The sequence below is a fragment of the Streptomyces sp. ALI-76-A genome, assembly GCF_030287445.1.
In the GTDB taxonomy this organism is placed as follows: Bacteria; Actinomycetota; Actinomycetes; order Streptomycetales; family Streptomycetaceae; genus Streptomyces.
Map to the genome: position 1 here is coordinate 1 of NZ_JASVWB010000004.1, position 11,882 is coordinate 11,882.

12 protein-coding genes are annotated in these 11,882 nt (G+C 73.4%); 6 read left to right on the forward strand and 6 right to left on the reverse strand.

Annotated features, from left to right (window positions below; translation table 11 throughout):
* Positions 1-114 (reverse strand): DUF5999 family protein (locus QQS16_RS36580; protein WP_286068092.1); only part of this gene is annotated, 114 nt, incomplete at its 3' end.
* Positions 115-290: 176 nt separating this feature from the next.
* On the opposite strand from QQS16_RS36580, the gene QQS16_RS36585 reads away from it, so the two are divergent.
* Entirely contained in the window at positions 291-1,121 is an 831-nt protein-coding gene (locus QQS16_RS36585) for a pentapeptide repeat-containing protein (RefSeq protein ID WP_286066838.1), read from the forward strand.
* Here QQS16_RS36585 and QQS16_RS36590 read toward each other — a convergent pair.
* Positions 1,083-2,624: a cytochrome P450 gene (locus QQS16_RS36590; protein ID WP_286066839.1), complete on the reverse strand. Its 1,542-nt coding sequence runs from the start codon at positions 2,622-2,624 to the stop codon at positions 1,083-1,085. The two genes, QQS16_RS36585 and QQS16_RS36590, sit on opposite strands and share 39 nt — an antisense overlap.
* A 106-nt stretch (positions 2,625-2,730) precedes the next feature.
* Here QQS16_RS36590 and QQS16_RS36595 point away from each other — a divergent pair, with 106 nt between their 5' ends.
* Both QQS16_RS36595 and QQS16_RS36600 read left to right on the forward strand, forming a co-directional pair.
* Complete coding sequence (locus tag QQS16_RS36595; RefSeq protein ID WP_286066840.1) at positions 2,731-3,339, forward strand: TetR/AcrR family transcriptional regulator; 609 nt, start codon at positions 2,731-2,733, stop codon at positions 3,337-3,339.
* Positions 3,340-3,517: 178 nt separating this feature from the next.
* Positions 3,518-4,243, forward strand: a complete 726-nt coding sequence (locus tag QQS16_RS36600) for a DUF2470 domain-containing protein (RefSeq protein WP_286066841.1) — start codon at positions 3,518-3,520, stop codon at positions 4,241-4,243.
* Here QQS16_RS36600 and QQS16_RS36605 read toward each other — a convergent pair.
* The 3 genes from QQS16_RS36605 to QQS16_RS36615 all read right to left on the reverse strand — a co-directional run bounded on the left by QQS16_RS36605 (position 4,211) and on the right by QQS16_RS36615 (position 7,449).
* Positions 4,211-5,416, reverse strand: a complete 1,206-nt coding sequence (locus QQS16_RS36605) for a lactonase family protein (RefSeq protein WP_286066842.1) — start codon at positions 5,414-5,416, stop codon at positions 4,211-4,213. The genes QQS16_RS36600 and QQS16_RS36605 overlap by 33 nt on opposite strands.
* 139 nt (positions 5,417-5,555) lie before the next feature.
* Positions 5,556-6,809: an aromatic acid exporter family protein gene (locus tag QQS16_RS36610; protein WP_286066843.1), complete on the reverse strand. Its 1,254-nt coding sequence runs from the start codon at positions 6,807-6,809 to the stop codon at positions 5,556-5,558.
* A 145-nt stretch (positions 6,810-6,954) separates the two neighbouring features.
* Positions 6,955-7,449, reverse strand: a complete 495-nt coding sequence (locus QQS16_RS36615; protein WP_286066844.1) for an FBP domain-containing protein — start codon at positions 7,447-7,449, stop codon at positions 6,955-6,957.
* A 457-nt stretch (positions 7,450-7,906) separates the two neighbouring features.
* Between QQS16_RS36615 and QQS16_RS36620 the strand changes: the two genes are divergently transcribed.
* From QQS16_RS36620 to QQS16_RS36630, 3 genes are all read left to right on the forward strand, one after another.
* Positions 7,907-8,893: a phosphotransferase family protein gene (locus QQS16_RS36620; RefSeq protein WP_286068093.1), complete on the forward strand. Its 987-nt coding sequence runs from the start codon at positions 7,907-7,909 to the stop codon at positions 8,891-8,893.
* Positions 8,894-9,004: 111 nt separating this feature from the next.
* Entirely contained in the window at positions 9,005-10,294 is a 1,290-nt protein-coding gene (locus tag QQS16_RS36625) for an ROK family transcriptional regulator (protein ID WP_286066845.1), read from the forward strand.
* Positions 10,295-10,371: 77 nt separating this feature from the next.
* On the forward strand, positions 10,372-10,677 hold the full coding sequence (locus tag QQS16_RS36630; protein ID WP_286066846.1) for a hypothetical protein: 306 nt from the start codon (positions 10,372-10,374) through the stop codon (positions 10,675-10,677).
* A gap of 82 nt (positions 10,678-10,759) precedes the next feature.
* On the opposite strand, the gene QQS16_RS36635 is transcribed toward QQS16_RS36630, so the two are convergent.
* On the reverse strand, positions 10,760-11,788 hold the full coding sequence (locus QQS16_RS36635; protein ID WP_286066847.1) for an SDR family oxidoreductase: 1,029 nt from the start codon (positions 11,786-11,788) through the stop codon (positions 10,760-10,762).
* Positions 11,789-11,882: the final 94 nt, after the last annotated feature.

Sequence of the window (11,882 nt, forward strand, 5' to 3'; positions counted from 1 at the left end):
GATGGTGCCGTTGCACAGCAGGCTCCAGCCCTGTTCGGGGTGGGCCGACACGATGACGGCGGCGTGGTGGTCGGCACTGTCCGCGGTGGGGCACGCAGGCTGGTGGCTGCACATGACGTCTCTCCTCGGTCCGGGGTCGGCTCCCGCCTCGTTCGGTTCCTGTCCCAGTGGTAGCCGAGCTTGTTTTCCGTTGGATGAGAGGACGCCCACAACGCCGGGAACTCATCGGTGAGTTCGCGTTCCGGACGGGCGCGGTCCGGTCACCGCCCGGGCGTCAGTAGGCTGGAGTGATGCCTGACCATACGAGTGACCGGGCCGGCCTGCGCGGTGACTGCCGACGGTGCTTCGGTCTGTGCTGCGTCGCCCTGCCGTTCGCCGCCTCGGCGGACTTCGCGATCGACAAGCCGGCCGGACGCCCCTGCCCGAACCTCGGCGGCGACCATCGCTGCGGCATCCACGCCGAGTTGCGGACCAAGGGCTTCACCGGCTGCACGGTCTACGACTGCTTCGGCGCCGGGCAGAAGGTCTCGCAGCTCACCTTCGGCGGACGGGACTGGCGCACGGGGCCGCCCGAGCACGCCCGGCGCATGCTGGACGTCTTCCCGGTCGTGCGCCAGCTGCACGAACTGCTCTGGTACCTCACCGAGGCACTCACCCTGCCGGCCGCCCGCCCGGTCCACGCCGGCCTGCGCCGCGCCCTGGACGAGACCGAGGCGCTGACCCGTCGGGGCCCGGAAGAACTCGGGGCGCTGGACGTGGGCGCCCACCGGCAGAAGGTCAACCCGCTCCTGCTCCGGACCAGCGAGCTCGTGCGGGCCGGGACGGGCGGCCGGAGGAAGAACCGCCGGGGCGCGGACCTGATGGGCGCCCGCCTCAAGGGCGCCGATCTTCGCGGAGCCGACCTGCGCGGCGCCTGCCTCATAGCCGCCGATCTGACCGGAGCCGACCTGCGCGACGCGGACCTGATCGGTGCCGACCTGCGCGACACCGACCTCACGGACGCGGACCTCACCGGTGCCTTCTTCCTCACCCAGCCCCAGCTGAACGGGGCCCGGGGCGGCCCGGGCACCCGGCTGCCCGGGTCACTGACCCGGCCGGTGCACTGGGCAGCGGGATTCTGACGGGGCCTCGGTCACGGCCCGCGCGGAGGGGACGTCGGCGCGGCGCACTCCGGCCGAGGCGGTCGCGGCACCGGTCCGCCGCTCCAGCCGCAGCCGCAGCCCCTCCGGCATCAGGGTGAGCCGCTCGGTCACCCGCAGCCGGTACGCCGGGTCGGCCCGCAGCTCGTAGCGGCGCAGCAGCAGGCCCAGCACCAGCGTGGCCTCGTGCAGGGCGAACTGCCGCCCGATGCAGGCCCGCGCCCCGGTCCCGAAGGGCTTGTAGGTGTGCGGCGGCCGGGACCGTACGGCCGGTGCCTCGAAGCGGTCCGGGTCGAACCGCGCGGCGTCGGCGCCCCAGACCGACGGGTCCCGGTGCAGCATCGGCAGCAGGACCAGCGTCCACGCCCCCCGCCGCATCGGGTGCGTCCCCGCCAGCACGGTGTCCGCCCGGGCCTCCCGCGCGTAGGCGGGCGCCGTCGGCCACAGCCGCAGCGTCTCGTCCAGCACCCGGCGCACGTACCGCAGCTTGGCCACCTGGTCGTAGCCGGGCACCGCCGTGCCGCCCCACACCTGGTCCACCTCGGCGCGGGCGCGGGCGGCGACCTCGGGATGGCGGGAGAGGTGGTGCAGGGCGAAGGACAGCGCGCCCGAGGTGGTCTCGTGACCCGCTATCAGGAAGGTGATGACCTGCCGCCGCACGTTCTGGTCCGACAGCCGCTCCCCGGTCTCCGGGTGGGCCGTGTCCAGCATCCGGTCCAGCAGGTCACCGCCCCCGTCCCCGCTCGCGCGCCGGGCGCGGACCAGCTCGTCCACCGTGTGGTTGAGCTGGGCGATGTCGGCCTCGTTGCGGCGGGCGGCCCGGCGCAACAGCAGCGGGGACGGCACGGTGTTGAGCAGCTGCGCGTAGGTGAGCGTGCCCACCATCGCGGTGATGAAGGGGTGCGGGCGGGAGCGTTCGAAGGAGCCGAAGTCGTGCCCGAAGCCGGTCCGGGCGATCGTCTCCAGGGTCAGCTTGGTCATGTCGCCGGGTACGTCCACCGCGCGCCCCGCCGCCAGTTCGCCGTCCCAGTGGTCGGTGAGCCGCCCGGCCACCGCCAGCATCATCCCGTGGTAGCCCTCCATGGCCTCCCGGTTGAAGCCCGGGGCCAGGACGTCGTGCGCCAGCTGCCAGTTGGGCTCGTGGTTGTACGCGGTGAACAGCCCGTCCCCGGCCACCGGCCGCAGGTTGGCGACCCCGAGTCCCACGTGCTTGGCGAACCGCGACTCGTCGGCCAGGTCGGCCACGAGATCGGCGCCCCAGGTGAACACGAACTCCCTGCCGAACGCCTTGCGCCGGAAGATCGGTCCCAGCCGCCGCGCGTGCCGCAGGGTGTCCTGAAGGGGCGCACGTCCGCTGGCACCGATCACGTCACCCAGCAGGGGGAGCCGGCGGGGCGGATGCGGGATGCGCCGCAGCTCCGGCCAGCCCTGCTCGGCGCCACGGAATCCCCTCGGCAGCCCGGTCCCCGTGATCGTCTCCGCCATGACGCCATCTCCCTCGGTCCAGTGGCAGGTCGAGCATGTTGTACACCGGTTCAATAGCGCCCCAGTGTCGTCCGGCCGGCGAAGCGAGGTCAAGTAAGGTGCGGACATGGCCGCGGAACAGGGGGAGCGCACACGCCGTCGGCTCAGCACCGGGGAGCGCCGGGAACAGCTGCTCTCGGTGGGCGCGCGGCTGTTCTCGGAGAGCCCCTACGACGACGTCCGGATCGAGCAGGTCGCGGAGATCGCCGGAGTCTCCCGGGGGCTGCTCTACCACTACTTCCCGACCAAACGGGACTTCTTCGCGGCGGTCGTGGAACGCGAGAGCGCCCGGATGCTGCGCATGACGCGGGCCGAGCCCGGAGTGCCGGTCCGCGAGCAGCTCACCGCCGGCCTCGACAGGTATCTGGAGTACGTCCAGGCCCACGCACACGGGTACCGGGCCTTCCACCGGGCCGACGCGGCGGGCGACCGCACCGTGCGCAGGGTCTACCGGCGGGCGCTCGCCGCCCAGGAACGCCAGATCCTGGCCGCCCTGGCCGCGGACCCCGAGTTCGGCCCGCTGTCCGAGGCGCGCCCCGACCTCAAACTCGCCGTCCGCGGCTGGCTGGCCTTCACCACGGCCGTCTGCCTGGAGTGGCTGCGCGGCTCACCCCTCTCCCACGACCAGGTGCGCGACCTGTGCGCGCGGGCGCTGCTGGGGGTCATCGCGCCCTGAGGCAGGGCCGAACGGCGACCGCCGACCGTCGCCCGCCAACCGCCAACCGCCAACCGCCGAACTGCGGCTGTCGGGGGCGCGATCCGGGTGGCGAGCACACATTCACAGGTCTCCTTGGTTGGCTTCACCGCCGATCTTCGATAGCTTAGGCAAGCCTTACCTAAGAGGAGGATGTCGGATGGGTGACAGCCAGAGCTGGACGGCCGCGCCGTCCACGGCGGAGCGGGCCCGGTCGGTGCTCATCGCCGCGTGGTCCTGCGCGGTGACCGCGCAGGGCGGACGCGAGGAGTTCGTCGGCGCGCACTCCGTCGCCGAGGACGGCCGGGTGCTCCTGCACGTGCCCGAGGACAGCACCCTGCTCGCGGCCGCGGTGTGCGCGCCCCGCGGCGAACCGTCCGCCGTGCTGGAGTTCGCCGACGTGGCGCCCGTCCCCGTCCGCCACCGGATCCGCGCCCGGCTGTGGATGGCCGGCTGGTTCGTCCCCGAGGACGGCCGTCTGGCGTTCCGCGCCACGCGGGTGGTGCTGCGCGAGCCGACCGGCGCGGTGGTCGTCGACCTCGACGAGTTCGCCGGCGCGGCGCCCGATCCGCTGGCCACCGCCGAGGCCCGGCTGCTCGGCCACCTCGCCGACTGCCACGCCGACGCGGTGGAACGGCTCACCCGGCTCGTGGACCCCGACAGCCTGCACGGCGCGGTCCGCGTCCAGCCCCTCGCCGTCGACCGGTACGGGCTGACCCTGCGCATCGAACGGGCCCGCGCCCACGGTGACGTACGCCTGGCGTTCCACGCGCCCGCCGACGACGTCGGCCAGCTCACCGAACGCATGCACGTCCTGCTCACCCGGGCCGGCGCCGCCTCCTGCCCGCGGGCGCTACAGCGGCAGCGCGCAGACGGCGACGGGTGAGTCGAACGGCTCACCCGCGAGCCGGAGTTCGCCGTTTCCGGTGTCCACGTGGAAGACGCTCACCGTGGAGGACCTCTGGTTCGCCGCGAAGAGCAGCGACCCGTCCGGCGAGAAGGCGATCTGCCGGGGGAAGTCGCCGGACACCGGCACCGTGTCCAGCAGCCGGAGCCGGGCACCGTCCGCCTCCACCGCGTAGCGCGTGAGGCTGTTGTGGCCCCGGTTGGCGAGATAGGCGTACGCGCCGTTCGCGGTCACCAGGATCTGCGCCGGGTAGCTGGTGCCGGACCCCGTGCCGGTCGGCTGGGCCTCGCCCACGGTGAGGCGGCCGGTGTCCGCGTCGTAGCCGCAGACCGCCACGGTGTTGTCGACCTCGTTCGCGAGGTAGGCGTACCGGCCGCCGGGATGGAAGGTGAGGTGACGCGGCCCGGCACCCGGCCTGGTGCGGGCCCGCGCGACCTCGGTGAGCCTGCCGGTCTTCTCGTCCAGGCGGTAGGTGTACACCGTGTCCGTGCCGAGGTCGACGGCGAGCACATGCCCGCCGTCCGGACTGGCGGCGAACTGGTGCGCGTGCGGGCCCTGCTGGCCCGGCCCGGGCGGGGGGCTGGAGTGCGTGACCAGGTCGGTGCGCTCGCCCAGCGCGCCCGACGCGCCGATCGGATGGACGGCCACGCTGCCGGATCCGTAGTTCGCGCTGAGCAGCCAGCGCCCGCCCGGATGCACTGACAGATGACACGGCCCCGCCCCGCCGGTGCTCCGGCTCCCCAGGATCTCGCGGTCGGCGAGGCGTACGGCGGTCACCGCGCCGTCCTCACGCTCGTCGACCGCGTACAGCGTGCGGCCGTCGGGGTGCGCCGCCAGGTACGACGGGTCGCCGACCCCGGTGAGGGTGCCGGTGCCCGTGACACGGCCGCTGTCGGCGTCGTAGGTGGCCAGACCGATGCCCCTGCCACCGCCCTCGACCGAGGTGTACGTGCCGAGGTGGAGCGGGCGGGGGCCGGAGGACGGGCCGGTCGCGCCGGGCGTGCCCGGTGCACGCGTCGTGCTCGGGGTGGCTCCGGGGGTCGAGGCGGCGGCCGGCGGCGGCTCGTCGCCGCACGCGGACAGCGCGGCCCCCGCGGTCGTCCCCGCGAGGGCGCCGACGAATCGGCGCCTGCTCCAGCCGCCCCTGCTCATGGCTCCACCTCGGGTCCTCGCTCGTTCCGGTCGCGACAGCCACCTTGACGTGGATCACCTCGCACGTGCAACAACGGCCCCCCGCGTCGCACCGGGCGCAACGGCCCCGTCCGGTGCGCCCGCCGGGTCCGCGCCGGCCTCACCCGGAACGGCGGCCGGACGCCGCGCGGTCGCGACGCAGGGGCGCGGGCACGTGCAGGCTCTCCCGCAGCCGGGTCAGACGCGGCATGCGCTCGCGCTGCTCGCGAGAGGTGCGGTCCAGCTCCTCCAGCAGCCGTCGCGAACGGTGCTCGGTGTCCAGCTCGTCGAGGATGCGGTTGACCTCGGTCAGCACCGCGCCCTGCAACTGCCACTGGCTCGCGTCGCGCTGGACCTCCTCCAGGAGCAGCTGGGCCAGCTTGTCGCGGGTGGCCGCGGCCTGCCGCAGCTCCGCGGTCAGCCGGGACTCGGCCGCGTCGGCGTTCTGGCTGACATGCGTGGTCACCAGCACCGAGAAGCTGACCACCGCGTCGCCGATCTCCGACAGCAGCTGCTCCACGACGGTTCCGGGCCCCGGCGCGAACAACGGGTCGGGATCGCGTTCCTTGGCCAGGTCGGTGAAGGTGCGCGCGAGCACCCGCAGCACGACCGTGCAGATCTCCAGCGTGTCCAGTCCGGTGCGCAGCACCACCCGGTGCAGCGCGCCCTCCCGGACCCGGGGGTTGAGCCGCAGACTGTCCTCGGCCTGCCGCAGCGCCGCGTCCACCCCGACGATGTCGTGGTCGATCCGCCGCGCCTCGTGCAGGCGCTCGGTCGCGTGCTCGACAGGCGTGCGGCCCGCGGCCTCCTCGCCCATGCGCAGCATCAGCTGCCGGACCCGGCGGGCCAGCCCCTCGATCGACTCACCGGCCTCGCCCACCCACACCGGGGGAGCGACCAGCAGATTGCAGCCCAGCCCGACGACCGCGCCGATCAGCGTCTCCAGCACCCGCGCCCACGCCGTGTCCCCGACGGTCGTGACCCCGAGCACCAGCATCGCGCTGATCGCCACCTCGGGTACGAACTCGTCGACCCGGACCAGGTGTCCGACCGCCAGCGCGGCCACGATCAGCAGCCCGAGGCTCCACCAGGTGAGCCCCACCAGCAGGCTGAAGGCGATGGCGACCAGCACCCCGGCGACCACGGAATTCACCCGGCGGATACCGGTGGTGAGCGTGGAGTAGAGGGTGACCTGGACGACCAGCAGCGCGGTCAGCGGCGCGGTGAGCGGCGCGGTCTCCGGGCTGAGGCGCAGCGCGATGACATACGCGACCGTCGCCGCGCCGGCCGACCGAAGCGCCTGTACGGTCACCGGGTCCCGGTGCCGGAGCACGAACCGCACCAGGGATGCCGTCCACTCACGTACCTTTCGCATCCTTGGGCTGTCCCCTTCCACAGATGTACCGAAAGTGCCTATTGAGGACCGTAGTTGTCCGCAAGGAAGCGTAGTTTGTTATTCCGGTACGCCAGTGTGCCGCAGAACGGGGGCAGGGCCGGGGTCCCGCGCCGCAGACGCCGGGTCAGGCCTCCAGCTTGTCGAGGAAGGCGGACAGGTTGGCCGTCATGCGGGCGATCTGCTCCTCCACGGTGAGGCTCTCCTCGAAGCGCGCGCCGGAGTCGGGGACTTTCCTGCCGCGGACGTAGAGGGAGCACGCGAGGTCGGTGCACATGTACAGGCCGACCGAGTTGCCCTCACGGCCCGCCGGACCCGCCTTGCGGGCCGTCATCAGCGAGACTCCGCCTCCGCGATGGGTGGTCAGGCACAGGGAACACATGCTGCGGTGCAGGAATCCGTGCCGCGCGGAAGGGAAGCGCAGGGTCACGCCGGCGAGCCGGTCGTCCCGCTCGGTGACCAGGTAGCTGCGGTCGGGAGCGCCCGGGTCTCGCCAGCCCAGGAAGTCCAGGTGGTCCCACGGGAGTTCGTCGAGATCCCGGGGCACGGACAGGCGTTTGGCCTCCCCCTTCGAGCAGTTGACGAACGACGTGCGGATCTCCTGCTCGGTGAGCGATCGCATGGGAAACCTCCTGGGGGTCGGCTCGCGCCTAAATTGATTAGGTTTATGACTAGGGTAAGCAGGCTCGGCGGGGAGAGACCAATCGATTTCCACCACCGCGTCGGATCACGTCGGGTCGGCGCGGGCGCGGGCCGCCGGGACCGGCCCACTCCGCCCAGCTTTCAGCGCTGTCCCCGAGCCGTCCCCGAAGGCGAGGCGACCTGTGCGTCCGCGGCGGACGGATCCTGGGGAGTGCCGGGCGTGCGGTACCGCGTTCCGTACCCTGTACCGGGAGTGAGCACCGGACCCCTGCGAGCCGGCCGCCGGGCGGTGGCTCGACGCACAGGTGGACACCTGGCGTCGCGTCGAAGACGTGGACGGGGCCGGCTGACCGGGGATGAGGGGCGGGGCACGGGTGACGGATTCCGTGGACTCCCAGGACCGGCCGACCGGGCCGGAACTCGGGTGCGTGGTGCGGGTGTCGGACTCCTGGGAGCGGGCGCGGCGCGTGCTGGGAGGTGCCCGCCTCGGCCCCGACCGGCTCGCCCGCCTCCGCCCGTTGAGCGGTGGCACGTACAACACCGTGGAGGAACTGCTCCTCACCGACGGCAGCCGCTACGTGCTGAAGGTCCCGCCCGCCCCCACCGCCCCCGCGCTGCGGTACGAGAGCCGACTGCTCATCGCCGAGGCGGAGTTCTACCGGGCGGCCGCCGAAGCGGACGTCCGGGCGCCGAGAGTCGTCGCCGTCGGCGAGGACGCGTCGGTACCGCACCTGCTGATGACGGCGTGTCCGGGAGAGCCCTGGGACGGTTCGCTCACCGACACCGAACGCGGTCCCCTCCGGGCGGAGTTGGGCCGCCAGGTCGCCCGTCTGCATGAAGTGACCGGGCCCGGCTTCGGCTATCCGTCGGGTGCCCTCGGCCCGCTCGCCGCGGACTGGCGCACCGCCTTCACCACCATCACCGACGCCATCCTCGCCGACGCCCGCCACTACGGAGTCCGGCTGCCCCGCCCCGTCGACGCGGTGGCCCGTACGCTCCGGTCCGCGCACCCCGCCCTGGACGAGGTCACCGTCCCGCGGCTGGTCCACTTCGACCTGTGGCCCGGGAACATCCTGGTCGACCGCCCGGCGGGGAAGGCACCCCGGATCGGCGGCCTCATCGACGGTGAGCGGATGTTCTGGGGCGACCCGCTGGCCGACTTCGTCTCCCTGGCGCTGCTGGGGGACATCAGGACCGACACGGCGTTCCTCGCGGGCTACCGGGAGGCGGGCGGCCGGGCGGAGTTCGACGTCCCGGCCCGCCTCCGCCTCGCCCTCTACCGCGCCTACCTCTACCTGATCATGCTCACCGAGACGGTCCCCCGGGCTGCGGACGCCGACCATCGGCGATGGGTCCAGGAGGCGGTCGCCCCGGAACTCGTCGCGGCGCTGGAGGAGATCGAGGAGCTGGCGCCCGAGGGGTGACCCCCTTGGTCCAGACTTAGTTCAGGGTGTGAATTAAGAAAGAAGAGAAACGCGGGTACGGTAGTTCCGCACAGGCGTGGTCCAGGTCGGGCAGGGTTCGGAAGGAGCCACATGGCGGGGCGGAACGGGCGTACGGTACGCGACCTCAGGCGGGGCAACCGCACGGCCGTGTTGCAGAAGCTCTACTTCGACGGCCCCCTCAGCCGCTTCGAGCTCGGCCCGGCGACCGGACTCAGCTCCGGCTCGGTGAGCAACGTGGTCGCCGACCTGGTCGCGGACGGACTGGTCGAGGAGGCCGGGAGCGTCGACTCCGACGGCGGGCGCCCGCGCACCCTGCTGCGGGTGGCACCGGGCAGCGGTCACATGATCGGGGTCGACGTGGGGGAGACCCGCGTACGGATCGAGCTGTTCGACCTGACCCTGACCGAACTGGCCCGGGCCGAACGCCCGTTGGCGCAGCAGGGGTACGAGGTCGAGGGCATCGTCGGCCACATCCGCGACGGCGTCGCGGAGGTGCTGGCCCGCGCCGGTATCGCTCCGGATGACCTGCTCGGCGTGGGCATCGGCGTCCCCGGCATCGTCGAACGCACCCCGGAGCGCGGAGCCGTCGTCCACGGCCAGACCATCGGCTGGGACGCCGTCCCGCTCGAAGCCCTGCTGCGGGCCGACTCCCCCCTCCCGGACAGCGTGCGGTACTTCATCGACAACGGCGCGCGGACCCTCGGCCAGGCCGAGATGTGGTTCGGCGGCGGACGCGGCGCCCGCAACGCGGTCGTCGTCCTCTTCGGCTCCGGAGTCGGCGCCTGCCTGGTGACCCCCGAGGTGGAGCACGGGCGGGCGGTCGAGTGGGGACATCTGACGGTACGGGTGCGCGGGCGCCGGTGCCGGTGCGGCGCCCTCGGCTGCCTGGAGGCGTACGCGGGCGCCGAGTCACTGCTGCGACGCTGGCGCGAGGAGGGCGGACGGCCGCCTGAGGGCACCGACGAGGAGACCGCGCTGACCGCGATGCTGGCCGCCGCGTACCCGCCCGAGGGGGACGAGGCCGACCCCGTCGCGCTGGCCGTGCTGGAGGAGACCGCCGAGTACCTGGGCGCCGGCCTGTCCGACCTGATCAACCTGTTCCAGCCCGAGCGGATCCTCATCGGCGGCTGGGCGGGCCTCCAGCTGGGCGCGCGGTTCCTGCCCGCCGTACGGCGGCACGCCATGTCGTACGCCCTGCGTCACCCGGCCGAGAAGGTGAGCGTCGACCTCGGGCGGCTGGGGCCCGACGCGGTCACCGTCGGGGCCGCGATCCTGCCGCTCGCCGACTTCTTCGCGCGCGGCGGACGGCGTCCCGAACCGGTGCCCGAGGGGCCGGCGCCCGCTTGGCGCACGGCGCTGGCCGAGCGGGCGCCGCACTGACGTTTCGCTGATCAGGGCAGAGGTACTCGCGTGGCGCCTCGAACCCAGTGACCCGACCCCCATGAACGGAGTACGCCGTGGACGACCACCGTGACGAAGGACCCGGCGAGACCGGTTCGCCCGTCCCGCGTGACATGCCCGACCAGCAGGCCCACGACGGCGAGGACCCCTGGGAGCTCGGCGCGGGCGGTGCGCAGGGTGACACCGTCGACACCACCACGGCCGCGCGGGACGGCGAGACGCCGGAGACCGGCAAGCCCGACGAGTCCGAGTCCGCAGCCGACGTGCCCGACACGGACGAGTCGGGCACGGGCAGGCAGGGCGCCTCGCGCCCGGACATCGAGCAGTCCGAGCACCCGGCGCCGGACGAACCCTCGGCCTGAGCGCGGACCGGGGACGTTCACTTCGCAGCTGGGGCCCGCACCTTGGGGTGCGGGCCCCGCGCGGACCGCTGCCGGGCCGCGGTCAGCCGACCTTGCGGCCCCGTAGCGGTACCGTCTCCGCGCCCTCGCCCTGCTGCATGCCGCGGAAGAACTCCTCCAGTACCTCCGTCGCCGTGTGGTCCGGGCTCCAGCCCAGCTCCGTGCGGGCTCGGGTGCTGTCCATCAGGGGCAGCCGGAGGACCGCGTCGAACAGGTGTGGAGAGGCCGGCAACAGGTGCAGGCCCCACGCGGCGGCGATCGCCGAGCGGGCCGCCGTGCGCGGCAGCCGGACCGGACGGGCGCCGAGCATCTCGCCCAGCAGCTCCACGTCGACCGTCGGCTCGCCCGCCAGGTTGAAGGGGCCCTCGACGTTGGTGCGCAGGGCCAGGTGGTACGCCTTGGCCGCGTCGTCGGTGTGCAGTGCCTGGACGCGCAGGCCCGGGATGTCGGGCAGGAACGGCAGCAGTTCGGGCCGCGCCAACGGTCCCGGCAGGAAGCGGCCGCCGAAGATACGGCGCTGCTCGCTCGCCGACTGCCGCTTGAACAGGAAGGCGGGCCGCATCCGCACCACCCGGACCGCGGGGTGGTCACGCTCGAACGTGTCCAGGGCACGCTCCAGATACGCCTTCTCCCGGCAGTACGCGGCGTCCGGCCAGCCGTGCGTCGGCCAGTTCTCGTCCACCGCGTGGTCCTTCGGCCCCGGCGAGTACGCGCCGACGGACGACGCGTGCACCAGCGCCGGCACGCCCGCCGTGGCCACCGCGTCGAACACCCGGATGGAGCCGAGCACGTTCGTCCGCCAGGTGGTCGCCGGATCGTGCGTCGGCTGGAACGCCCACGCCAGGTGGACCACCGCGTCGGCGCCCTCGAACTCCTTGACCAGATCGGTCCGGTCGGACGTCAGGTCGACCGCCGACCACTCCGTCTTCGGGAGCTCCCAGTCGGGGAGCCGACGGGCCAGGCCCCGCACGGACTCGACGTTCGGGTCCTCGGCCAGAAGGCGCATCACGCTGGTGCCGACGTTGCCGGTGGCACCCGTGACCACGATCCTGTTGCCCGTTGTACTGCTCACTTCCGGCTCCTCTCGACCGCGGGTCCGACGGAGCAGCCCGAGTACCCGGCCGTCGGCGATGCACGCGGAGCGCGGGCGCCGGTCCCGGACCGGA